The organism is Pseudomonas sp. H1_G08 (assembly GCF_054681355.1).
The window spans coordinates 3,046,053-3,069,417 of sequence record NZ_CP162822.1 but is presented as its reverse complement, the minus strand read 5'-3'; the positions used below and the strand labels follow the sequence as shown (position 1 = coordinate 3,069,417).

Here is a 23,365-nt window from a genome sequence, read left to right as displayed (position 1 = left end):
GAATCTCATGAAGCAAAAGCAGACTCTGGGAACACCACGGTTGTTGGGTATCGTCTGGCCCTTTATTGCTGTCGTGGTGTTCCAGGCATTACTGGGGGGCGTGAGCCTTTACGTGCTTTCGGCCGTGCGAGGCTACGTCGCTGGCGAAAGCCTGTGGTCCAAGGGCCAGAAAGACGCCATCTATTACCTCAACCTCTACGCCGACAGCCGCGACGAGGCGATCTACCGCAAATACCTGACGGCGATCGCCGTGCCCCAGGGCGGGCACCAATTGCGCCTGGCACTGGATCGTCAGCCGCCGGATCTGCAAGCGGCGCGCGAAGGCATTCTCAAGGGCGGTAATCATCCGGACGATGTCTCCAGCGTCATCTGGCTGTACCTCAATTTTCGCCACTACAGTTATCTGGAAACCGCGATCGATCGCTGGACGATTGGCGATGCCTATCTCGACCGATTGCACGAAGTCGCGCAGGAGATGCACCAGGGCATTGCGCAGAACCAGGCCAGCCCGGGCGATGTGCAGCGCTGGAAGTTACAGATCTTCGCCATCAACGATGCAGTCACCCCAGCGGCCAGGGCTTTCAGCGATGCCTTGGGCGAAGGCTCGCGGGTGATCATGCGCCTGCTGTTGTTCACCAACCTGGCCACCGCGCTGGGTCTGATCGCGCTGGCGCTGTGGCGCACGCACAAACTGCTCAGGCAACGGCATGAATTTGCCCAGGCGCTGCAACTGGAGAAGGATCGCGCGCACATCACCTTGCAATCGATTGGCGATGGCGTGATCACCACCGACGTCAACGGCGCGATCGATTACATGAACCCCGCCGCCGAGGCCATGACGCACTGGAAGGCCGAGCAGGCGGCGGGGCTGCCGTTGTCGGCGCTGTTCAACCTGCTCGACGATAACGCCCAGACCGAAGGGCTGACGTTGATCGAGCACATTCTCAGCGGCCAGCTCAGCGGCGGCAGCGAACATTCCAAGCTGATCCAGCGGCTGGACGGCAGCACCCTGTCGGTGACCCTGGTCGGAGCGCCGATCCGCAATGCCGGCAACGTCAGCGGCACGGTGCTGGTGCTGCACGACATGACTCAGGAGCGGCAATACATCGCCAATCTCTCCTGGCAGGCGACTCACGATGCGCTGACCGGTCTGGCGAACCGCCGCGAATTCGAATATCGCCTCGAACAGGCCTTGCACAACCTGACACGCCAGCCCGGCCGGCATGCACTGATGTTCCTCGATCTGGACCAGTTCAAACTGGTCAACGACACCTGCGGGCACGCGGCGGGCGATGAACTGCTGCGGCATATCTGCACGCTGTTGCAATCAGACCTGCGCGAGGGCGACACCCTGGCGCGACTGGGCGGCGACGAATTCGGGATTTTGCTCGAGAACTGCCCGCCGGACATCGCGGAGAAGATTGCCGAAAGCCTGCGTCAGACCGTGCAGAATCTGCATTTTGTCTGGAAAGGACGGCCGTTCCTGACCACCGTCAGTATTGGTCTGGTACATGTCGCGCAGAATCCGACCACCCTGGAAGCCTCCCTGCGTGCGGCGGACATGGCTTGCTACATGGCCAAGGAAAAGGGCCGCAACCGCGTGCAGGTCTATCATGCGGACGACTCCGAACTGTCCATGCGCTTCGGTGAAATGGCTTGGGTGCAAAGGCTGCACATGGCGCTCGAAGAAAACCGCTTCTGCCTTTATGCCCAGCAGATCGCGCCGCTCAAGCCGCAACCCGGCCAGGCCGGACACATCGAAATTCTCCTGCGCCTGCATGATGAATCCGGACGAATGATTTTGCCTGACAGCTTTATTCCGGCGGCGGAGCGTTATGGTTTGATGACCCAGTTAGATCGCTGGGTAGTTCAAAACGTTTTCAAGGTTATTGCCCAGTGTATTGAACAGGAACATGAACTTCCTTTGGCAATGTGTGCGATTAATCTGTCAGGCATTACTATAGGAGATGACGCGTTTTTGCACTTCCTGCGGGAACAGTTTGTTAACTACGCTATACCGCCTGAAATGATTTGTTTTGAAATTACCGAAACCAGTGCAATTGCAAATCTTGGTAGTGCAATTCGTTTTATCAATGAACTCAAAGGCTTAGGTTGTCACTTTTCTCTGGATGACTTTTGTGCCGGAATGTCTTCATTCGCTTACTTGAAACATTTGCCTGTAGACTTCCTGAAGATCGACGGGAGTTTCGTAAAGGATATGCTGGACGACCCGATTAATCGGGCAATGGTCGAAGTGATCAATCACATCGGTCATGTTATGGGTAAGCAGACAATTGCCGAGTTTGTTGAAACTAACCAGATCGAACAGGCATTGCTTGAAATAGGTGTGGATTACGCTCAGGGGTATGTCATCGAGCGTCCGCAGTTGTTTACCTGTGACAGTTTGCAAAGTCGTCCTGCCAGACCGCAGCCGTTGTTGTTCAAAGCGCCTGGCACGTTCCGTTGAAGTCTCTCGCCGATCCTTGCCATCACAACTCAAAAGGAGCCGAACAGTGATCGACACATTCAACCGAACCGGACCCCTCATGGAAGCTGCAAGTTATCCTGCCTGGGCGCAACAGCTCATCAAGGATTGCAGCGAGAGCAAGCGCCGGGTTGTCGAACATGAACTTTATCAGCGCATGCGTGACAACAGACTCAGCGCGAAAACCATGCGCCAGTACCTCATCGGCGGCTGGCCGGTGGTCGAGCAGTTTGCCTTGTACATGGCGCAGAACCTCACCAAGACCCGCTTTGCCCGCCATCCCGGCGAAGACATGGCGCGGCGCTGGCTGATGCGCAACATCCGCGTCGAACTCAATCACGCCGACTACTGGATGCACTGGAGTCGCGCCCATGGCGTCAGTCTCGAAGATCTCCAGGCCCAGCAAGTGCCGCCGGAGCTGCATGCTCTGAGTCACTGGTGCTGGCACACCAGCTCGGCGGATTCGCTGATCGTGGCGATTGCCGCGACCAACTATGCGATCGAAGGGGCGACCGGGGAGTGGTCAGCGGTGGTCTGCTCGACCGGGGTCTACGCGGCGGCGTTTCCGGAAGAAGATCGCAAGCGCGCGATGAAGTGGTTGAAGATGCATGCCCAGTACGACGATGCCCATCCGTGGGAAGCGCTGGAAATCATCTGCACCCTGGCCGGCATGAGCCCGAGCAAGGCGTTGCAGGCCGAGCTGCGGCAGGCGATCTGCAAGAGTTATGACTACATGTACCTGTTTCTGGAGCGGTGCATGCAGCTTGAAACTTCGGAGCGCTTGCTGGTCAACCGCGAGCGCAGGACCGTAGCCGAAAGCTGATCGAACTGTGGGAGCGAGCCTGCTCGCGAAAGCGATGGGTCATTCAACGAATCGTTGTCTGACCCTCCCTCTTCGCGAGCAGGCTCGCTCCCACAATGATTTTTAGCCGGCCATCGCCAGCCGGTTCCGCCCCTCGCGCTTTGCGACATATAACGCACTGTCGGCCCGGCGCAGCAAGCTGTCTGCCGACTCGCCCGGCAACAACGTCGAGCATCCCAGGCTCACGGTGATCTCGATCAACTGGCCATCGGCAAAATATTCCTCTGACTGCGTCGCCTGGCGCAAACGCTCGCCGACCATCGCCGCCGCTTCGCGACCGGTGTTGGACAGCAGGATCAGAAACTCTTCGCCGCCATAACGGAACACCATGTCGACATTGCGCAGTTGCGCCTTGATCGACGCGGCAATGGCTCTGAGCACGTCATCACCGGCGCCATGCCCGTGGTCATCATTGACGCGTTTGAAGTGGTCGATATCGAGCATCAGCACCGACAGCGGTTGCGCATGGCGGCGCGACATGTCGATCTCGCGCTGCAAGGTCTGCTCCATGGCTACCCGGTTGCCAGCACCGGTCAACGGGTCGCGCAAGGCACTCTGGGTCGCGGCGCGATAGAGCAGGGCGTTGCGCATCGGGTACAGCAGGCAGGACAGCAGCGACTCGAGGTCGCCCTGTTCCTTGTTGTTGAAACGCTGATTGCGGCGGAAGACCAGCTCGCCCATGTGCTCGCCTTCGTGGCTCAGGGTGTAGCTGACCGAGTGGTGGCCGCGTGTGCCGAACTCCAGGCGCAAGTCACTGGCCTGATGCACATAGCTGAGCGCGTCCAGCGGCACCAGGCGTTGAATTTCGCGAAAGAACAGGCCAAGGATGCGCTGTGGCTCAAGGCTGGTTTGCAGTTGCAGGCTCATTTGCTGACGCAGTTGCGCCAGGCTGGTCGGGCGCTCGATCAGCGCCGGTAGTTGACCGAAGCCCAGGCGCTGCAATTTGGCACTGTCAAAGTCAATTGCATGGGTCTGGGAAGGAGATTTCATATGGCGTGAGCCCCTAAGCAGTAAGTCTGTCTTACAGGCTGGGTGAGAGCGGCTATGGGCTGCGCGTCGTACTGATCCATCAGTCCCGTAGGACGTTTGGCGTAAGTTTAGTCTGCCGCAAGACGATCAGTCAGCTATCGAAATCGGCGTTTGCCCCATGGCCATCACACGGCATGTTTTGAGGGAATTTAGAGCGAAAGGCGTGCCATTCGGTTCGATTTTATTTAAAGCTTTTCGAATCAATGACTTGCTGGCGAATGCCAAGCAGCCGCGCTGGGTTTTTGGCGGCTGTGTGACGGTTATGAGCGGCAATGGCTTGCCGCGACAGCATTCTGCCGCGGCAACAAATGCGACGTATGGCGTTATTGGGCGTTGAACGCCTGGCCATTAACGCCTGCGCTGTCGGGGCCCATCAGGTACAGATACACAGGCATGATCTCTTCCGGTGTCGGGTTGTTCAGCGGATTTTCCCCCGGATACGCCTGCGCGCGCATGCTGGTGCGCGTGCCGCCCGGGTTGATGCTGTTGGAGCGTACCGGCGCAACGCCTTCCACTTCATCGGCCAGGGTTTGCATCAGGCCCTCGGTGGCAAATTTCGACACACCGTAGGCGCCCCAGTATGCGCGACCCTTGCGCCCGACGCTGCTGGAGGTGAACACCACCGAAGCATCCTGGGACAGCTTGAGCAACGGCAGCAGGGTGCTGGTCAACATGAACATCGCGTTGACGTTGACCTGCATGACACGCATGAAGTTTTCGCCGGACAGTTGCTCGATCGGCGTGCGCGGGCCGATGATCGAAGCGTTGTGCAGCAGGCCGTCAAGATGGCCGAACTCGGTTTCGATCATCGCCGCCAGCTCATCGTACTGATGGGGCAGGGCGGTCTCGAGGTTGAACGGGATCACCGCTGGTTGCGGATGACCGGCAGCCTCGATTTCGTCGTAGACCTCCGTCAGATTGGCTTCGGTCTTGCCCAGCAGCAGCACAGTGGCGCCGTGTGCGGCATAGGTCTTCGCCGCAGCCGCGCCGATGCCACGCCCGGCACCGGTGACCAGAATGACCCGATCCTTGAGCAATTCAGGGCGAGCGGTGTAATCAAACATAAAAACCTCATAGTCCATTTCATGAAGACCTGCTTCACCCAGTGGCGAGGGGATTTATCCCCGTTCGGCGGCGAAGCCGTCGCAAAACCTGTGTGTCACATCGCCTGGATAAAAGCGGGGGCCGCTTCGCAGCCCAGCGGGGATAAATCCCCTCGCCACACAGGGAATTTGCAACAGTCAGGTCAGCAACTGCACAGCGCGCTATCGAGCACCTTGCGCAACTCCAGCGGGTGATCTACCACAACGTCCGCGCCCCAGTGCCGTGGGTTGTCGTCCGGGTGGATGTAGCCGTAGGTCACCGCAGCGGTTTTGGTGCCGGCATCGCGGCCCGATTCGATATCGCGCAGATCATCGCCGATAAACAGCACGGTCGACGGATCCAGATCAAGCATCTTGCAGGCGAGGATCAGCGGCTCCGGATCCGGCTTGCTGTTCTTCACATGATCCGGGCAGATCAGCAGCGCCGAACGCTCGGCCAGCCCCAGACGCTGCATGATCGGCTCGGCGAAACGCAACGGTTTGTTGGTGACCACGCCCCAGATCAGGTTGGCCTTTTCGATGTCAGCGAGCAGTTCGCCCATGCCGTCGAACAGCTTGCTGTGCACTGCGCAGCCGACCAGATAGCGCTCGAGAAACTCCAGACGCAGCTCCTCAAAGCCCGGCGATTCCGGATCCATCGAGAACGTCACCGCGACCATGGCCTTGGCGCCGCCGGAAATTTCGTCGCGGATGTGCTTGTCGTTGATCGGCGGCAGACCGCGATCGACGCGCATCGCCTGGCAGATGGCGATGAAGTCCGGCGCGGTGTCGAGCAGGGTGCCGTCCATGTCGAAAAGTACCGCTCTGATGGCCATCGGCTTATTCCTCGCGCAGGGTCTGGATCATGTAGTTGACGTCAACGTCGTTGGCCAGCTTGTAGTGCTTGGTCAGCGGGTTGTAGGTCAGGCCGATGATGTCCTTGACGGTCAGGCCAGCCATGCGGCTCCACGCGCCGAGCTCGGAGGGGCGGATGAATTTCTTGAAGTCGTGGGTGCCGCGCGGCAGCAGCTTCATGATGTATTCGGCGCCGATGATCGCGAACAGATACGCCTTCGGGTTGCGGTTGATGGTCGAGAAGAACACCTGGCCGCCCGGCTTGACCATGCGGAAGCAGGCGCGGATCACCGAGGATGGATCCGGCACGTGCTCGAGCATTTCCAGGCAGGTGACCACGTCAAACTGCTCGGGCATTTCGTCGGCGAGGGCTTCGGCGGTGATCTGCCGGTATTCGACGCTGACCCCGGATTCCAGCTGATGCAGTTGTGCGACCGCCAGCGGCGCTTCGCCCATGTCGATGCCCATCACGGTGGCGCCGCGCTGAGCCATGGCTTCGCTGAGGATGCCGCCGCCGCAACCGACGTCGAGGACTTTCTTGCCGGCCAGATTGACTCGTTCGTCGATCCAGTTGACCCGCAGCGGGTTGATGTCGTGCAGCGGCTTGAATTCGCTTTCACGGTCCCACCAGCGATGGGCAAGGGCCTCGAATTTGGCGATTTCGGCGTGGTCGACGTTGCTCATGTTAAATCCTCTAAAACTTGAAAAAGGCTGTAGCCGCGGATATTGCGCCGCGGTGTTTACGATTCGGTGTGGCCGCTGATGCGCTGGCCCCAGTGGCGGGCGGTCTCGCCCAGCTGTTGTTCGTCCATGCGGGTCAGGCGCCGGTCGTCGAGCAGTTGCTTGCCGGCAACCCACAGGTGTTTCACGCAATCACGCCCGGTCGCATAGATCAGCTGCGACACCGGGTCATACACCGGTTGCTGCGCCAGGCCGGACAGGTCGAAAGCGACGATGTCTGCGGCTTTGCCGATCTCCAGCGAGCCGACCTGCGCCTCGATCCCCAGCGCACGGGCGCCATTGAGGGTGGCCATGCGCAAGGCGCGATGAGCGTCCAGCGCGGTGGCAGAGCCGGCGACGGCTTTGGCCAGCAGGGCGGCGGTGCGGGTTTCGCCGAGCAGGTCCAGATCATTGTTGCTCGCCGCGCCATCGGTGCCGACGGCAACGTTCACCCCAGCCTGCCACAAACGTTCGACCGGGCAGAAGCCGCTGGCCAGTTTGAGGTTGGATTCCGGGCAGTGGATCACGCTGCTGTTGCTTTCTACCAGCAGCGCGAGGTCGTCATCGCTGATCTGGGTCATGTGCACCGCCTGGAAGCGCGGGCCGAGCAGGCCAAGGCGGCCCAGGCGCGCCAGTGGCCGTTCGCCGGTCTGCTCGACGGCCTGCTGCACTTCGAATGCGGTTTCATGCACATGCATATGGATCGAAGCGTCCAGCTCCTCGGCGATCACCCTGATTTTCTCCAGGTTCTCATCACCGACGGTGTAGGGTGCGTGAGGGCCGAAAGTAATCTTGATGCGTTCGTGATGCTTGAGATCCCCGAACAATTCGACGCCCTGACGAATGGCTTCGTCGGCACTGCTGGCGCCGGGGATCGGGAAATCGAGGATCGGAATGGCGATCTGCGCGCGGATACCGCTGTTGTGTACGCGCTCGCTGGCGACTTTCGGGAAGAAATACATGTCAGAGAAGCAGGTGATGCCGCCCTTGATCTGCTCGGCGATGGCCAGATCGGTGCCGTCGCGGACGAAATCCTCATCGACCCATTTGCCTTCGGCCGGCCAGATGTGGTTTTCCAGCCAGGTCATCAGCGGCAGATCGTCAGCCAGGCCACGGAACACTGTCATCGCCGCGTGGCCGTGGGCATTGATCAGTCCCGGCGCCAACAGAACATCCGGCAGTTCACGGATTTCTGTCGCGTTACACTTCAACGCTTCGGCGCGCGGGCCGATAAACACGATGCAACCGTCACGGATGCCCAGGCCGTGCTCCTTGAGCACCACGCCTGCAGGTTCGACGGGGACCAGCCAGGTCGGCAGCAATAACAGGTCGAGCGCAATGGCAGGTTTCGGCATCGAGGGTCGGTTCCAGTGCTTTTGTAAAGGATGGCGAAGTATACCCGAGCGTCTTCGCGGGGGGATCGCTATAATCGGCGGCTTTTGTTCATGAGTGCGGGGTGTGGGATGCGCGATCGACTGTTGGCTGCGGAGAAAGTAAAGGCCATCGATTGGCGTGATGGCGCGCTGCACCTGCTGGATCAGCGTATTTTGCCGTTCGAGGAAAACTGGATCGCCTACACCAGCGCCGCCGGCGTGGCCGAAGCGATTCGCTCGATGGTCGTGCGTGGCGCGCCGGCTATTGGCATCAGTGCGGCCTATGGCATCGTCCTCGCGGCGCGGGCGCGGATTGCCGAGGGCGGCGACTGGTACACGGCACTGGAAGAGGATTTCGCGCTGTTGGCAGATTCGCGTCCGACCGCGGTCAATCTGTTCTGGGCGCTGGGCCGCATGCACGATCGCCTGGATCGCCTGAAAAGCAACGCCGATCCGCTGGCGGCGCTGGAAGCCGAAGCTATCGCCATTCATGAAAGCGACCGCGAGGCCAACCTGACCATGGCGCAGCTTGGCGTCGATCTGATTCGCAAGCATCAGGGCAACGCTCAAGCCATCCTGACCCACTGCAACACCGGCGCGCTGGCCACCGGTGGGTTCGGAACTGCGCTGGGAGTGATCCGCGCGGCTTATATAGAAGGCATGGTCGAACGCGTCTATGCCGACGAGACTCGGCCGTGGCTGCAGGGCTCGCGGCTGACCGCGTGGGAACTGGCCAACGAAGGCATCCCGGTGACCCTGAATGCCGACTCCGCCGCCGCGCACATCATGAAAACCAAAGGCGTGACCTGGGTGATCGTCGGCGCTGACCGCATCACCGCCAATGGCGACGTGGCGAACAAGATCGGCACCTATCAACTGGCGGTCAACGCCATGCACCACGGCGTGCGCTTCATGGTGGTGGCGCCGAGTTCGACCATCGACATGAACCTCGCCAGCGGCGATGACATCCCGATCGAAGAGCGTGATGGCGCCGAACTGCTTGAAGTTGGCGGTAAACGCGTCGGTGCCGATGTTGAAGCGTTCAACCCGGTGTTTGATGTCACCCCGGCGGATCTGATCGATGCGATCGTCACCGAGAAAGGCATCGTCGAGCGCCCGGACACCGCGAAAATGGCCCAGCTGATGTGCCGCAAGCGTTTGCATTGAAAGGATGGAAGAAAACCTGGTCATGACAGTACGGGCTTCGGATCGCAGCCAGTACTGTCATGAATAGGGAGGTGCAGACGCGTCGGCTGACATTTTTTGCAGCCGTCAGCGCATTACTTGAACGACCAGCGTTTATGTCCCAAATAGCTGGTAAACACTGGAACTATGATGCCGACCGCATGAGCGATCTCGTTGGCAAAAAGTGTGATTCCCATCGCGGGAAGTAAATAGTGTGCAAGCCCCAGGCTGATCAACCAGGTTTGTGCCACCGCGACGAGATTCACCAGTATGAAAAAAAACGCCGATCGGTGCGTTGATTGGCTACTGTCGCGGAACACAAAAAGCCTGGCCAGTACAAACGCCGTAATCATCCCGGTGATGTAAGCCAGAATGACAGCTGTCGAAAAGTCGAACCAAAGGCTGTAGAGCAGTCTGGAGCAAAAGTTGACGGCGGCAGCGGTGCCGCCCGTCACAAGAAACGCCAGGAACTGCCGGCTCATCAGTGTTTCTTTCACTCTGCAGCATCCTTGGCCATTTTTCGCCCGAAATCGATACTTTCAGAGATGCCTCGATCTTCAGGGTAGTAATAAGACGTGTCCGCGACCCATAGACCCGTTACCGGTAACTGTACCGGTGGCAACCGATCGAGATAGCCAGGATCACAGATGGGTTGGGCGTAACGGTAGCGGCTGGCATAAATATCAATGAAGTCATCATCGGTCAGTGCCGGATTGATTTTCTTTAGATATCGACGAACTTTATCCAGGAACACTTCGTTAGGTTCCTGAAATTTTGGATGCTCGCCCGGTACGTAGAAAGGCACATAGACAATGTGTTCTTCCATCGGACGTAAGTTGCTGTATTCGACCAGCCCTGGAATATCCATTTCAGGGTCATTGGTGTTTAGCCAGAAGTTCTCTGTCAATGCCTTGCGCAATTTTACAATGACACACACTACCGCGATATTTTTCAGCGCCTTGAAACGCTGCAATATCTCGTCAGGCAGATCGGGCATGACTTTTGGCACGTAAGGTAGCGGAATGGTGCTGATGACTTTGTCGAATGGCTCGACCATGCCCTCAACCTCGACGCCTTTTACCGCGCCATTTTCGATCACTACTCGAGTGACTGGGGCTTTCAAGCGGATTTCACCACCGTGTTGGCGAATATCCTGTGCCAGCGCATTCAGCAGTGTTTCCGATCCGCCCTCCAGATAGCCCAGTTTCTCCTTGAAAAGGCTGTACCGGGATCTGCCAATGCGGCGAATGCGGCTCCAGATCCAAGCCGCGGAGAGGTTGCCAGTGTGGTCATAGAACTTATAGTCGAACAGGCGACGCCAAAGCACTTCCCACGCTTCGTTACCCACCCAGCGCTTGATCCAGCCAGTCGCTTCAACATTGTCCAGCGGCTTCCAGTCGTTGCGCTTGGTTGACAGAAACGCATGCAGACCGTAACGGAATTTGGCTGTCAGGCTCAGTCCTTTGAACTTCAGCAGCGCGATTGGGTTGCCCCAGGCCTGAAGTCGGTTCTGATACCAGTAGCCCATTTTGGTTTCGGTCCAGCGCATTTCCCCAGCCAGGCCCAGTTCGTCCAGAACTTTAAGAAAGGCGTGGTCGGAAATGCAGTGGAAGTGATAGTAGCGCTCAATACTCAGGCCCGAAAAATCGAAGGGCGCGGTCATCCCGCCTACACGGTCATCGGCTTCGAAAATGACGGGTGTATGGCCATCGCGTGCCAACTGATAGGCCACGGCCAATCCCATTGGGCCTGCACCAAGAACGGCAATTCGTTGCGCCATGCTTAAAACTCCAAAACAACTTTGCTGTACTTCGGATCATTGAAGGTTTCGTTCACGGCCGCAGCGAATGGGGTATAGGGCACGTTAAACGTACCGGGCCAATCGTTGACTTCGAACTCGTCTTTCGCGCTGAGAGATGCCAGCTGCTGTGTGGTAAACGGTGGGTTTTTGTCAAACAGGCTCCACGTCCAGATAAGGCCGTAAAAAATGCTGTAAGGTATTTTCGCAATAATGGTTTTAGCGTGTGTGGCGCGCTTTATTTCACGGATGATATCGATGTAATCAATTTTCTCATGGCCAGAGATATTGAATATTCCGTCATGAACTCGCTGTTCGATGCAACTGATGATGACATTGCAGAAGTCACCCACATACAGGGGCTGGCGCATATAACGGCCGTGGCCCGGGATCGGAAATACCGGAACCTTTTTCATGAAGCGGGACAGCCAGCCCAGATGCTTGCGGTCAAACCAGCCAAACATCAGCGTCGGCCGAAGTATCGGGCACGCAATGCCGCTGGCCAGAACCATTTGTTCCTGGTCTTTCTTTGTATTGGTATAAAAATCATCAGCCACGGATTCAACGACCGAGGAGCTGATATGTACCAGGTACGGGATGCTGTTGGTCTTGATCGCGTCAAGGATCAGGCGTGTTGCGTCCACATTATTGTGGACGAAGTCGCTGTAGTCGTTGCCGCCGATCTGTGCTTGCAGCATGACCACTACATCTGCCCCGATAAAATACTCTTGCCAGTCTCCTGGCGTGGAAAGGTCGGCAAGTACCGTGGTGATTTCCGGCTGTACCTGTTTGAGGATTTCCAGGTTCTTGACATGTTTGTCGATGACCACGATATTTTCGTAGCCCTTCGCTTTCAGGCGTGCGACCAGGTTTTGCCCAACGAGGCCAGCGCCGCCCGGAAGGATGATCCGCTCTTTGAGATTAATACTGGTCATTTTTTATTAACCTGAAGTTCTTTGCTGAATTGGCAAACCTGCATTTGTTGATCCACGACTCGTTCGACACCAACGGTATATTTTCCGGACAAGGTCGAGGTGTCGATGATTCTTCCAAAACCCGCATTGACTATGTCTCGGCGGTTGAACAGGTCGCCCACACCGTAGTAGTAGGATTGCACCGCGTTGTAGTACTTCACGGCTCCATTCGCGTCGGTCAGCGTTATGTAGACCTGCGACGGGATTGTATTCTGCGAACCATCAATCGTTGTCCAGCCTTTGAACTGAACAGTGTCAGGCGTCTTGCTCGTCGTATCGCCTACATAGTCCAGATTACCTTGGCAGTCTGTCTTTACCTTCGGCAAATCAAGGCCGATGGTTTTCTCGGGGAAGGCGACAATGCAGTTCCAGACTTCAGCAGCTTTCCATTGAGTGCCGTTGTGCTTCCAGTCAACCAGTTGGCGCACGGTGGGTACCGGCGCTTCGGGACAGGAGGAAATCGCGCCCAGAGGCAGGCCGCCCAGATAGGCTTCTGGCGTATTGATGACTTTGTTCAGGTTGCGGAACCGATCCGGTACGGTGAAGGATTTATGTTCGGCATAGTAGGCGATCGAGGAACTCCAGTCATTGCCATACACCACAAGCCCTTCGTCATGAGACATGTTCCTTTTAAGCGCCTCACCCAGCATCAGATCCCGAGAGTTGCCGATGTTGAGATCTTCATGAACCTTATTGAAATAGTCATTGGCGAAGGCGCCGTAGTTGTTCAGTACCAAGGCGAGGAAAACAATTGCCGAGATCACTGTCCGGCGTGCTCCCTCCAGACCCTCGGCAACGGCGACTGCCAGAGCGAATATGAGGAAAATGACATTGGCGGACTGGTAGTAGGTGTGCACAAGGTGGAGATTGGTGAAGATAAACAGAGGCAATATGCCCAGTGCACAGGCTGCAACGATAATGAATTTCAGCTTATTGCTTTTCGACAGAAGCAAAGCGCCCAGGATGATTGCAATGCCGAATATGCCCGACAGGTTACCCTTGATAATTCTCGACCAGATGACATCAGAGTAGAGCGGCATGGAGAGGCGCTGTGTCAGTGTTCCCCAGTTCCACGCAGACAGGCTTTGAGAGGTAATGCTCATCCCGAATTCATTTTTGGATTTAATGATATCGGTGTAGAACGTCCAACCGTAGCCAATGACAATCGGCAGCGCGAACAGGGTGACCGCCCAGATAATATTTTTGACGGAAATTGCGCCGATGATGCTCTTGTTTCTGTCAATTTCGTAAAACAGGAAGACGAAGGCAAGCACCGCGAGCACCGGCAAACCGGTTGTCGCTTTCTGAAGAATGGCCAGCGAAATGCAGACGAAAAAGCCTGCTGCCGCCCATTTTCCTTTTGCGTTGAGGAAGTCCAGAAAGTACTTGATCGCAAGAACGGCAAAGAACAGCGCCATTGTCTCGATCATGAATGTTCTGCCCCAGAACAGATAGATGGGGCTGGAAAAAAGCAGGCCAACAAATAGATAGAAGCTGCTTCGGCTCAGCTTGAGCGATTTGCAAATTTCGTTGACGGGGTAGAGACAAAGGACCAGGAAGGCAAAAGAAACCAGTCTTCCGGTTTTGCCAAGATCACTGTCAAGCAGCTGAGAAATAAACGCAACGATCGCTTGGTAGAGCGGGAATTCGAAAGGGATCGACCAGGGTGCACCGGAAACCGGAGTTTCATAGGCAAGTTTGTAGCCTTCCTGAATAAACCAGAAAGAGGTCAAGGCTGTTTGTGTTTGTCTGAAGCCAAAGAGCTCAATCAGCGGTTGTCCGGCGTAATTCAGGGCTATGTAAAATGCATAGACTAGCGTTGCCAGGCTGATTAACTGTATGCCGCGTATTGACGATAAATATTGACTTGAAAGTTTATAAAACTTCAAGGTGTCACCCCATTTCGAAAAAAATTAACTGAATTCAGAGATTTATTCTTTTGAACACAAAACTTGGAATCGAGCGAATGATCAGCATGATCAGCGCCCAGAAACCAGGTGCATAAAGCACATCTTTTTTCCGATCTATGCCGTCTGCAATTCTCTTTGCAACTTGGTCAGGTTGGGCTACCAGTGCCTTCGGCAGTTTTAAGCCTTGTGTCATTGGCGTATCGACGAAGCCGGGTTTGATGGTGATCACGTGAACACCGACTTTGAACATGCGGGCGCGCAATCCTTCGCAGAATGTCGAGACGGCAGCCTTGGCAGCGCCATACAGATAATTGGAGGGGCGGCCGCGATCACCGGCTACTGAAGAAATCACCGCGAGAGTACCGCAGCGCTGCGTTTCAAACTGGTTCGACAGCAATGTCAGTAATGCAATGACGGATGTTCCGTTATTGATGAACTCATGGAGCGCTACTGCAGGGTCTTGCTCGCATTGCTGCTGATCGGGGAGGGTGCCGTGTGCGATCAAGGCAACATCGATCTGGCGCATGGCGTCAATGCAGTGTTCAAGCATCGCGGCATGGGTACCTGTGTCAGTAGCGTCCATGGTGTGCAAAGCCGTCGCTTTGGCCCCTCGGCTCTCAAGGTCGGCGGCGGTTTGTTGAAGTTTTTCAAGGTTTCTGCCGACCAGAAAAAACTCACTACCTTCCGCGGCCCAGCGGCGTGCGCATGCCGTAGCGATCGCTGAGGTTGCGCCAATGATCAAAACTCGTTTCATTCAGTTACCCTTTTCCAAAAGCGGGAATTCATAGACGGGTCACGCAAGGCTTCAACCTGCTCCCACTCAGGGTAAGCGGTGCGGAAATCGCTACCGCTCATATGTGCATCCTTGGCTGGATAGATCCGGCCTCCGGCCTCTCTGACAATGACGTCCAGACGTGCGAAGAGCTTTTCCAGGCTTGCTGATTGCGGGAAATCCAGCGCAAGAGAGGCGCCAGGTAACGGAAAAGAGAGGAGACCGGGTGAATTGCATTCGCCGCAGCGTTTGAGCACAGCCAGAAAAGAACCGTTACCGGAGTCCGCAATGGTCTTGAGTAGCTGAGCCATGGCGATTTGAGCGTTGGCGTCGGGAATGACGCATTGAAATTGCTGAAACCCGGCGTTGCCGTAAATTCGGTTCCAGTGCAGCACTCTGTCGAGCGGATAGAAGAAGGGCTCATACTCGCTACGAATGCGGGTTCGCTTGACCGGGCTCTTGCGCCAGTAAGCTTCGTTGAAACCGCGCAAAGACAGATTATTGATAAGGGAAACCGGTGGCGTCAGCGGGACCGTCAGTTTGTTCCGCTTGTTCAGGGTCAATGAGCCATAAGGCGCATGGTCGCCGACGATGAAAATACCTCGTCCAAGTTGTTCTCCCTTGGCGAGGCAGTCGATCCAGGCAACGCTGTATTCATGCTGGTGGTCCAACTGACTGGAAAGCTCGAAGAACTCACTAAGATTGTTGAAACGTACAAGGGTGCTGTCGATCTGACTCGACTGGATTGGAATCAGCTGTATCTGCGCCCAGCTCACTACCCCGGTGAGGCCCAGGCCGCCAATCGTGGCACGAAACAGTGCTTGGTTTTGTGTCGGGCTGCAGATGAGCGTTTCGTTTTTATGCAGCAGGCCAAACTCCGTGACGTGATTGCCAAAGGTGCCGCGTACGTGGTGATTCTTGCCATGCACGTCGTTGGCTATCGCGCCTCCCAGTGTCACGAATTGCGTGCCGGGCGTCACCGCGAGGAACCAGCCGTTAGGGATGGATATCTCAAGGATTTGCGCGAGTGTTACGCCGGCTTCAGCCGTGATCCTGCCGTTTTGCCAGTCCACCTCAATGAAGCGATCAAGTGCACGAATATTCAGCACATGGCCACTGGCGGCCAGGCAGCTGTCTCCATAGCTGCGTCCGTTGCCGAACGGGAGTGTGCTGCCGTGGGTGCGGCTGACACTTTCTATCAGTGCGGGCAGATCCATTCGCCAGTTGGCGCTATGTCCCGATTGAGGCAGGCGGGGGTATCGCCCCCAGGATAAGAGGTCGGTATTCACGCGGCCACCCAGAACACCAGGCCCATCAAGAGGCCCGCAACGATGCTGGTGCGGTCAGACACGGCGAACATGACAGGGTCATCATGCATTTTTCCACGATGCGTCAGCATCCATATCCGGGAAATCCAGAACAATAGAATCGGGCAGGCAAGCCAGATGATCTGCGGGTGTGAATACAGGCGAGTGGTGGCGGGGTCGTGAATGTACATTGCCAATACCATTACAGCCAGATAGCCGGAAGCGGCTCCCAGAGAGGAAATCATTTCAAGGTCGTCAGGATAATACCCTCGGCCTCGGGTTTTTTCCGTGCGGCCACTGTGCTTGGCTTCACGCAGTTCGGCATAGCGTTTGACCAATGCCAGGCTCAGGAACATGAACATCGAGAACGCAAGAATCCAGAATGTGAGCTCCAGGTTCAATGCGCAGGCACCCGCAATGATCCGAATGGTGTAAAGCAATGCGAGCGAAATGACATCCACGACCATTTTGCGCTTCATGGAAAGCGAGTAGGCCAGCGTCAATATGTAGTATCCGATCAGGGTTGCTGTGAACTCCCAGGGCAAAAGGACCGCAGAGCCGATGAAGGCGATTCCCAATAACGAAGGAAAGGCCAGCAGTCCTACGCGTATGCTCAATTTTCCGGATGCAAAGGGCCGGTTCCGTTTGGATTTATGATGGCGGTCATCATTGAGATCCAGGAGGTCGTTCAGCAGATAGACGCTGGATGCGCAAAGGCCGAAGAACAGGAAGGCCAGTAGACCTTGCAGGACGAACGGAATGTTGGTCAGTAGGTGCGCAGTCAGCAGCGGCACGAAGATAAGTATGTTCTTCATCCACTGGTGAAGGCGCAGGGCTTTTATCCAGTCCTTGGGTCTGGTGGTGTTGGAGCGAATGATTTCCTCAACATTCCCCTGAGCCGCTGCGCGTTTCTCGACGCCGCGCTCCGGATTGACGACATAAGCTTTACGCGCGCTGGCCCAGACGACGATGTCATCCAGAGAGTTGCCGATGTAATCGAATCCTTCATTTCCATACTGCTCAACCAGCACGTCACGTTTGAGATGTGACGAGAGATTAAGACTGCCATTGGTCGCCACTACCTTATCGAAAATTTGCAAGTGGTCGGCGACTCTGTTCGCCAGGCTGATATGACTTGCAGTCGCCAAAACGATGCTGCGACCGCTCGCGCGCGCCTGTTCGATCAGCGTTATTACGGCAGGGTCATACGGCAATACCGTAACGTCAACGTGGCTGTCCTTGGCAAGGCCTTCCTTGAGCGAGGCTTTGCCTTTCAATAACCAGATGAATGGTTTCAACAGTTGGAGAGGGTTGCTTCTTAGAAAAGCAATGCCTGTCTCAAGCAAGAGGTCCGAACGAAGGAGAGTGCCGTCTAGGTCTACGACGAGCGGGGGGGCATTGGATGTCACGAAAGCTTATCCCTAAGAAATAAAACTACGCTTCTTTGCCATATGGCGAGTCGGCCGATTGGGCTCGCTAGAGCATTTCAGTCAGACACTTATTGCGATGCGTATAATCGAGCTGCGCATTTGAGCAAAAAAAGACTTCACCGTCACACTTTTTATGGCGCTACAAGAGCCACTCAAAATTCATTTTTGCTTATCTGAAGTCATCTCGGCGCTGAAAACGGAGCGGACGGGCGTTTTTCGAGAGGTAAAAAATGTCTTTGGATCACTGAAAACGGCGCAGAAGGCGTTCTGAGGCGATTTTGTGTCAGATTAATGGTTTCGGCAGGCTCTGGAGGGATAGGTGCGTGGCGGCCTTTGTGATAACATCCGGCGTTTTCCGAGGCGGCTCCAGGGAGCTGTCTTTACTGCGCAAATCCGCGATCCAATGTTGATTTGTCGTAAGTCGGCGCATGGCACTCGGCCCGCCCCGACGAGCTTCGTTGCTCCCACATGGATATGACGAAGTTTCACCAGAAAAAGGAATCAAGCTTCTCATGGGCGAACTGGCCAAAGAAATCCTCCCGGTCAATATCGAAGACGAGCTGAAACAGTCCTACCTCGACTACGCAATGAGCGTGATCGTCGGCCGTGCACTGCCGGATGCGCGCGATGGCCTCAAGCCCGTGCACCGTCGCGTGCTGTTCGCGATGAGCGAGCTGGGCAACGACTACAACAAGCCGTACAAGAAATCTGCCCGTGTCGTCGGCGACGTGATCGGTAAGTATCACCCGCACGGTGACACTGCCGTATACGACACCATCGTTCGTATGGCCCAGCCTTTCTCCCTGCGCTACCTGCTGGTCGACGGCCAGGGCAACTTCGGGTCGGTCGACGGCGACAACGCTGCGGCCATGCGATACACCGAAGTGCGCATGACCAAGCTGGCGCACGAGCTGCTGGCTGACCTGCACAAGGAAACCGTGGACTGGGTGCCGAACTACGACGGCACCGAACTGATCCCGGCGGTCATGCCGACCCGCGTACCGAACCTGCTGGTCAACGGTTCCAGCGGTATCGCCGTGGGCATGGCGACCAACATTCCGCCGCACAACCTCGGTGAAGTCATCGACGGTTGCCTGGCCCTCATCGACAATCCCGAGCTGACCGTCGATGAGCTGATGCAATACATTCCCGGTCCGGACTTCCCGACGGCCGCGATCATCAACGGTCGTGCCGGCATCATCGAAGCCTACCGCACCGGTCGCGGGCGCATTTACATGCGTGCCCGCTCGATCATCGAAGACATCGACAAGGTCGGTGGCCGTCAGCAGATCGTTATCACCGAGCTGCCTTACCAGCTGAACAAGGCGCGTCTGATCGAGAAGATCGCCGAGCTGGTCAAAGAGAAGAAGCTCGAGGGCATCACCGAGCTGCGCGACGAGTCCGACAAGGACGGTATGCGTGTCGTGATCGAGCTGCGTCGCGGCGAAGTGCCTGAGGTAATCCTCAACAACCTCTACGCCCAGACCCAGCTGCAATCGGTGTTCGGTATCAACATCGTCGCGCTGATCGACGGCCGCCCACGCATCCTCAACCTCAAGGATCTGCTGGAAGCCTTCGTCCGTCACCGTCGCGAAGTGGTTACCCGTCGTACCGTGTTCGAACTGCGCAAGGCGCGCGAGCGTGGGCACATTCTCGAAGGCCAGGCCGTTGCCCTGTCGAACATCGACCCGGTGATCGCCCTGATCAAGGCGTCGCCAACGCCGTCGGAAGCCAAGGAAGCGCTGATCAGCACGCCTTGGGAATCCTCGGCTGTGGTGGCGATGGTTGAACGTGCCGGTGCAGATTCGTGCCGTCCGGAAAACCTCGATCCGCAATACGGTCTGCGCGAAGGCAAGTACTTCCTCTCGCCAGAACAGGCGCAAGCGATCCTCGAACTGCGCCTGCACCGTCTGACCGGTCTGGAGCACGAGAAGCTGCTGGCCGAGTACCAGGAGATCCTCAACCAGATCGGCGAGCTGATCCGCATCCTCAACAGCGCTGTGCGCCTGATGGAAGTGATCCGCGAAGAACTGGAAGTGATCCGCGCCGAATACGGCGATGTGCGCCGCACCGAAATTCTCGATGCCCGTCTCGACCTGACCCTGGGTGACATGATCCCGGAAGAAGAGCGCGTCGTGACCATCTCTCACGGTGGCTACGCCAAGACCCAGCCGCTGGCTGCGTACCAGGCTCAGCGTCGTGGCGGCAAAGGCAAGTCGGCCACCGGCGTCAAGGACGAGGACTACATCGCTCACCTGCTGGTTGCCAACAGCCACACCACGCTGCTGCTGTTCTCCAGCAAGGGCAAGGTGTACTGGCTCAAGACCTACGAAATTCCGGAAGCCTCCCGCGCGGCCCGTGGTCGTCCGCTGGTCAACCTGCTGCCGCTGGATGACGGTGAATACATCACCACCATGCTGCCGGTCGAGGAATACACCGAAGGTCACTACATCTTCATGGCCACCGCCAACGGCACCGTGAAGAAGACCCCGCTGGAATCCTTCAGTCGTCAGCGCAGCGTCGGTCTGATCGCGCTGGAGCTGGACGAAGGCGACGTGCTGATCTCTGCGGCCATCACCGATGGCGAGCGCGAAGTGATGCTGTTCTCCGACGGCGGCAAGGTCACCCGTTTCAAAGAGTCCGACGTACGTGCCATGGGCCGTACCGCTCGCGGCGTGCGCGGCATGCGTCTGCCGGAAGGGCAGAAGCTGATTTCCATGCTGATCCCGGAAGAAGGCAGTCAGATCCTCACCGCTTCCGAGCGTGGTTATGGCAAGCGCACCGCGATCACCGAGTTCCCTGAGTACAAGCGTGGCGGTCAGGGCGTGATCGCCATGGTCAGCAACGAGCGTAACGGCCGTCTGGTCGGCGCGGTACAGGTGCTCGACGGCGAAGAAATCATGCTGATCTCCGATCAGGGCACCCTGGTACGTACCCGTGTCGGCGAAGTGTCGAGCCTGGGCCGTAACACTCAGGGCGTGACGCTGATCAAGCTGGCCAAGGATGAAACCCTGGTCGGCCTGGAGAGGGTTCAGGAACCTTCGGAAATCGAAGGCGAAGAGCTCGAAGGTGAAGAGGGCGAGGAAATCGCAGGCACCGTCGGTATCGACGAAGCAGGTGAAGACCAGCAACTCGACGCCGCAGCAGACGAAGAACCGCAGGAATAAGCGGACAAACGAGGGGGCGGATGAGAATTCGCCCCCTTGTTATTTGTCCGGTATGAATTTTCGACATCATGGAGATCCCCTGTGGGAGCGAGCCTGCTCGCGAAAGCAGGCGCTGCGGTACCTCTGAAGCACCGCGGTGATGCATTCGCGAGCAGGCTCGCTCCCACAGGGCCATGTTGATCGGTAGTGTGATTTATTGCGTGATACCACCAAATCAGAGCGAGATTGGATGTGAGCAAGCGAGCCTATAACTTCTGCGCCGGTCCGGCGGCGCTGCCTGAAGCTGTCCTGCAGCGCGCCCAGGGTGAACTCCTTGATTGGCACGGCAAGGGTCTGTCGGTCATGGAAATGAGCCATCGCAGCGATGAGTTCGTGTCCATCGCCACCCAGGCCGAGCAGGATCTGCGTGACCTGCTGAATATCCCGTCGAACTACAAAGTGCTGTTTCTGCAGGGCGGCGCCAGTCAGCAGTTTGCGCAGATCCCGCTGAACCTGTTGCCTGAAGGCGGCTCGGCCGACTACATCGACACCGGTATCTGGTCGCAGAAAGCCATCGAAGAAGCCTCGCGCTATGGCCACGTCAACGTTGCTGCCACTGCCAAGCCTTACGACTATTTCGCCATCCCGGGCCAGAACGAGTGGAATCTGTCGAAAGACGCCGCGTACGTTCACTACGCGCCGAACGAAACCATCGGTGGTCTGGAATTTCAATGGATCCCGCAAACCGGTGACGTACCGCTGGTGGCCGACATGTCTTCGGACATCCTCTCGCGCCCGGTCGATATTTCGCGTTTCGGCATGATCTACGCCGGCGCGCAGAAGAACATCGGCCCGAGCGGCATCGTCGTCAACATCATTCGCGAAGACCTGCTCGGCAAGGCCCGCTCGCTGTGCCCGACCATGCTCAACTACAAGGTCGCGGCCGATAACGGCTCGATGTACAACACCCCGCCGACGCTGGCCTGGTACCTGTCCGGTCTGGTGTTCCAATGGCTGAAAGAGCAGGGCGGCGTCGAAGCGATCGCCAGGCTCAACGACGTCAAGCAGCGCACCCTGTACGACTTCATCGACGCCAGTGGCCTCTACAGCAACCCGATCAACAAGTCGGATCGCTCGTGGATGAACGTACCGTTCCGTCTGGCTGATGATCGTCTGGACAAGCCGTTCCTCGCCGGTGCCGACGAGCGCGGCCTGCTCAATCTCAAGGGCCACCGCTCGGTGGGCGGCATGCGCGCCTCCATCTACAACGCCGTCGACATCACTGCGGTCAACGCGCTGGTGGCGTACATGGCGGAATTCGAGAAGGAACACGGCTGATGTCCGAGCAAGAACTCAAGGCACTGCGCGTTCGCATCGACGCTCTGGACACCAAAGTCCTCGAGCTGATCAGTGAGCGTGCGCGTTGCGCCCAGGAAGTCGCCCGCGTGAAGATGGCCTCGCTGGCCGAAGGCGAAGTGCCGGTGTTCTATCGTCCCGAGCGCGAAGCTCAGGTGCTCAAGCGCGTGATGGAGCGCAACCAGGGGCCACTGGGCAACGAAGAAATGGCGCGGCTGTTCCGCGAAATCATGTCGTCGTGCCTGGCGCTGGAGCAGCCGCTGAAAGTGGCGTATCTCGGCCCTGAAGGTACGTTCACCCAAGCGGCAGCGATGAAACACTTCGGCCACGCTGTGATCAGCAAGCCGATGGCGGCAATCGACGAAGTGTTCCGCGAAGTCGCCGCCGGTGCGGTGAATTTCGGCGTGGTGCCGGTGGAAAACTCCACCGAAGGCGCGGTCAACCACACGCTGGACAGCTTCCTCGAGCACGACATGGTGATCTGTGGCGAAGTCGAGCTGCGCATCCACCATCATCTGCTGGTCGGCGAAAATACCAAGACCGACAGTATCAGCCGCATCTACTCCCACGCGCAGTCGCTGGCTCAGTGCCGCAAGTGGCTGGACGCGCATTACCCGAATGTCGAACGCGTCGCGGTGTCGAGCAACGCCGAAGCGGCCAAACGGGTCAAGGGTGAGTGGAATTCGGCAGCGATCGCTGGCGACATGGCGGCAGGGCTATATGGCCTGACGCGTCTGGCCGAGAAGATCGAAGATCGCCCGGACAACTCGACCCGCTTCCTGATGATCGGTAATCAGGAAGTGCCGCCGACCGGCGACGACAAGACCTCGATCATCGTGTCGATGAGCAACAAGCCCGGCGCGCTCCATGAGCTGCTGGTGCCGTTCCACGACAATGGCATCGACCTGACCCGCATCGAAACCCGTCCGTCGCGCAGCGGCAAATGGACCTACGTGTTCTTCATCGACTTTGTCGGCCACCACCGTGATCCGTTGATCAAAGGTGTGCTGGAAAAGATCAGTCAGGAAGCAGTAGCACTCAAAGTGCTGGGTTCCTACCCGAAAGCAGTTCTCTAAGGGGC

General features: G+C 57.4%; 19 protein-coding genes. 7 read left to right on the top strand and 12 right to left on the bottom strand.

Annotated features, from left to right (window positions below):
* Positions 1-7: 7 nt before the first annotated feature.
* Both AB4N85_RS13870 and AB4N85_RS13865 read left to right on the top strand, forming a co-directional pair.
* Positions 8-2,467 (top strand): EAL domain-containing protein, encoded by a 2,460-nt coding sequence (locus AB4N85_RS13870; RefSeq protein WP_041478266.1) that lies wholly within the window; start codon positions 8-10, stop codon positions 2,465-2,467.
* A gap of 79 nt (positions 2,468-2,546) precedes the next feature.
* On the top strand, positions 2,547-3,308 hold the full coding sequence (locus AB4N85_RS13865) for a TenA family transcriptional regulator (RefSeq protein WP_460064744.1): 762 nt from the start codon (positions 2,547-2,549) through the stop codon (positions 3,306-3,308).
* A 102-nt stretch (positions 3,309-3,410) separates the two neighbouring features.
* Here AB4N85_RS13865 and AB4N85_RS13860 read toward each other — a convergent pair whose 3' ends face one another.
* Positions 3,411-4,337 (bottom strand): GGDEF domain-containing protein, encoded by a 927-nt coding sequence (locus AB4N85_RS13860; RefSeq protein ID WP_150742552.1) that lies wholly within the window; start codon positions 4,335-4,337, stop codon positions 3,411-3,413.
* Between the two features lie 157 nt (positions 4,338-4,494).
* On the opposite strand from AB4N85_RS13860, the gene AB4N85_RS13855 reads away from it, so the two are divergent.
* Positions 4,495-4,713: a hypothetical protein gene (locus AB4N85_RS13855; RefSeq protein WP_156388199.1), complete on the top strand. Its 219-nt coding sequence runs from the start codon at positions 4,495-4,497 to the stop codon at positions 4,711-4,713.
* On the opposite strand, the gene AB4N85_RS13850 is transcribed toward AB4N85_RS13855, so the two are convergent.
* From AB4N85_RS13850 to AB4N85_RS13835, 4 genes are all read right to left on the bottom strand, one after another.
* Complete coding sequence (locus tag AB4N85_RS13850; protein ID WP_024013876.1) at positions 4,700-5,440, bottom strand: YciK family oxidoreductase; 741 nt, start codon at positions 5,438-5,440, stop codon at positions 4,700-4,702. The two genes, AB4N85_RS13855 and AB4N85_RS13850, sit on opposite strands and share 14 nt — an antisense overlap.
* A gap of 182 nt (positions 5,441-5,622) precedes the next feature.
* Entirely contained in the window at positions 5,623-6,294 is a 672-nt protein-coding gene (gene mupP / locus AB4N85_RS13845; RefSeq protein ID WP_056788340.1) for an N-acetylmuramic acid 6-phosphate phosphatase MupP, read from the bottom strand.
* 4 nt (positions 6,295-6,298) lie between these two features.
* Positions 6,299-6,997, bottom strand: a complete 699-nt coding sequence (gene ubiG, locus AB4N85_RS13840) for a bifunctional 2-polyprenyl-6-hydroxyphenol methylase/3-demethylubiquinol 3-O-methyltransferase UbiG (RefSeq protein ID WP_024013875.1) — start codon at positions 6,995-6,997, stop codon at positions 6,299-6,301.
* A 56-nt stretch (positions 6,998-7,053) separates the two neighbouring features.
* Positions 7,054-8,388 (bottom strand): TRZ/ATZ family hydrolase, encoded by a 1,335-nt coding sequence (locus tag AB4N85_RS13835; RefSeq protein WP_460064737.1) that lies wholly within the window; start codon positions 8,386-8,388, stop codon positions 7,054-7,056.
* A 108-nt stretch (positions 8,389-8,496) separates the two neighbouring features.
* Here AB4N85_RS13835 and mtnA point away from each other — a divergent pair, with 108 nt between their 5' ends.
* Positions 8,497-9,573: an S-methyl-5-thioribose-1-phosphate isomerase gene (gene mtnA, locus AB4N85_RS13830; RefSeq protein ID WP_236168428.1), complete on the top strand. Its 1,077-nt coding sequence runs from the start codon at positions 8,497-8,499 to the stop codon at positions 9,571-9,573.
* A 113-nt stretch (positions 9,574-9,686) separates the two neighbouring features.
* Here the strand turns inward: mtnA and AB4N85_RS13825 are convergent, their stop codons facing one another.
* Genes AB4N85_RS13825 through AB4N85_RS13795 form a run of 7 tightly spaced genes read right to left on the bottom strand, consistent with a single transcriptional unit; the run spans position 9,687 to position 17,761 of the window.
* Positions 9,687-10,088, bottom strand: coding sequence for a GtrA family protein (locus AB4N85_RS13825; RefSeq protein ID WP_224787285.1), 402 nt, complete (start codon positions 10,086-10,088; stop codon positions 9,687-9,689).
* Complete coding sequence (locus tag AB4N85_RS13820; protein ID WP_150637697.1) at positions 10,085-11,371, bottom strand: NAD(P)/FAD-dependent oxidoreductase; 1,287 nt, start codon at positions 11,369-11,371, stop codon at positions 10,085-10,087. Before AB4N85_RS13820 ends, AB4N85_RS13825 begins: the two co-directional genes overlap by 4 nt.
* Before the next feature lie 2 nt (positions 11,372-11,373).
* Positions 11,374-12,324, bottom strand: coding sequence for an NAD-dependent epimerase/dehydratase family protein (locus tag AB4N85_RS13815; RefSeq protein ID WP_150637699.1), 951 nt, complete (start codon positions 12,322-12,324; stop codon positions 11,374-11,376).
* Positions 12,321-14,252, bottom strand: a complete 1,932-nt coding sequence (locus tag AB4N85_RS13810) for a phospholipid carrier-dependent glycosyltransferase (protein ID WP_150637701.1) — start codon at positions 14,250-14,252, stop codon at positions 12,321-12,323. Before AB4N85_RS13810 ends, AB4N85_RS13815 begins: the two co-directional genes overlap by 4 nt.
* A 34-nt stretch (positions 14,253-14,286) precedes the next feature.
* Entirely contained in the window at positions 14,287-15,027 is a 741-nt protein-coding gene (locus AB4N85_RS13805) for an SDR family oxidoreductase (protein WP_150637703.1), read from the bottom strand.
* Positions 15,024-16,334 carry an FAD-binding oxidoreductase gene (locus AB4N85_RS13800; protein ID WP_150637705.1) on the bottom strand — a complete coding sequence of 437 codons (1,311 nt, stop codon included), beginning with the start codon at positions 16,332-16,334 and terminating at the stop codon, positions 15,024-15,026. The genes AB4N85_RS13805 and AB4N85_RS13800 overlap by 4 nt, the downstream gene beginning before the upstream one ends.
* Positions 16,331-17,761 carry a UbiA family prenyltransferase gene (locus AB4N85_RS13795; protein WP_150637706.1) on the bottom strand — a complete coding sequence of 477 codons (1,431 nt, stop codon included), beginning with the start codon at positions 17,759-17,761 and terminating at the stop codon, positions 16,331-16,333. The genes AB4N85_RS13800 and AB4N85_RS13795 overlap by 4 nt, the downstream gene beginning before the upstream one ends.
* A gap of 533 nt (positions 17,762-18,294) precedes the next feature.
* Here AB4N85_RS13795 and gyrA point away from each other — a divergent pair.
* The 3 genes from gyrA to pheA all read left to right on the top strand — a co-directional run bounded on the left by gyrA (position 18,295) and on the right by pheA (position 23,360).
* The gene (gene gyrA, locus AB4N85_RS13790; RefSeq protein WP_252868066.1) at positions 18,295-20,949 is read left to right on the top strand and encodes a DNA gyrase subunit A; all 2,655 of its coding nucleotides are present in this window, start codon (positions 18,295-18,297) and stop codon (positions 20,947-20,949) included.
* A gap of 231 nt (positions 20,950-21,180) precedes the next feature.
* On the top strand, positions 21,181-22,266 hold the full coding sequence (gene serC / locus AB4N85_RS13785) for a 3-phosphoserine/phosphohydroxythreonine transaminase (protein WP_039760041.1): 1,086 nt from the start codon (positions 21,181-21,183) through the stop codon (positions 22,264-22,266).
* Positions 22,266-23,360, top strand: a complete 1,095-nt coding sequence (gene pheA, locus AB4N85_RS13780; RefSeq protein ID WP_016770924.1) for a prephenate dehydratase — start codon at positions 22,266-22,268, stop codon at positions 23,358-23,360. The genes serC and pheA overlap by 1 nt, the downstream gene beginning before the upstream one ends.
* Positions 23,361-23,365 lie beyond the last annotated feature (5 nt).

Coding starts and splice junctions, on each gene's coding strand:
- AB4N85_RS13870 (WP_041478266.1), top strand. CDS start 8: ATGAAGCAAAAGCAGACTCTGGGAACACCACGGTTGTTGGGTATCGTC.
- AB4N85_RS13865 (WP_460064744.1), top strand. CDS start 2,547: ATGGAAGCTGCAAGTTATCCTGCCTGGGCGCAACAGCTCATCAAGGAT.
- AB4N85_RS13860 (WP_150742552.1), bottom strand. CDS start 4,337: ATGAAATCTCCTTCCCAGACCCATGCAATTGACTTTGACAGTGCCAAA.
- AB4N85_RS13855 (WP_156388199.1), top strand. CDS start 4,495: ATGGCCATCACACGGCATGTTTTGAGGGAATTTAGAGCGAAAGGCGTG.
- AB4N85_RS13850 (WP_024013876.1), bottom strand. CDS start 5,440: ATGTTTGATTACACCGCTCGCCCTGAATTGCTCAAGGATCGGGTCATT.
- mupP (WP_056788340.1), bottom strand. CDS start 6,294: ATGGCCATCAGAGCGGTACTTTTCGACATGGACGGCACCCTGCTCGAC.
- ubiG (WP_024013875.1), bottom strand. CDS start 6,997: ATGAGCAACGTCGACCACGCCGAAATCGCCAAATTCGAGGCCCTTGCC.
- AB4N85_RS13835 (WP_460064737.1), bottom strand. CDS start 8,388: ATGCCGAAACCTGCCATTGCGCTCGACCTGTTATTGCTGCCGACCTGG.
- mtnA (WP_236168428.1), top strand. CDS start 8,497: ATGCGCGATCGACTGTTGGCTGCGGAGAAAGTAAAGGCCATCGATTGG.
- AB4N85_RS13820 (WP_150637697.1), bottom strand. CDS start 11,371: ATGGCGCAACGAATTGCCGTTCTTGGTGCAGGCCCAATGGGATTGGCC.
- AB4N85_RS13815 (WP_150637699.1), bottom strand. CDS start 12,324: ATGACCAGTATTAATCTCAAAGAGCGGATCATCCTTCCGGGCGGCGCT.
- AB4N85_RS13805 (WP_150637703.1), bottom strand. CDS start 15,027: ATGAAACGAGTTTTGATCATTGGCGCAACCTCAGCGATCGCTACGGCA.
- gyrA (WP_252868066.1), top strand. CDS start 18,295: ATGGGCGAACTGGCCAAAGAAATCCTCCCGGTCAATATCGAAGACGAG.
- pheA (WP_016770924.1), top strand. CDS start 22,266: ATGTCCGAGCAAGAACTCAAGGCACTGCGCGTTCGCATCGACGCTCTG.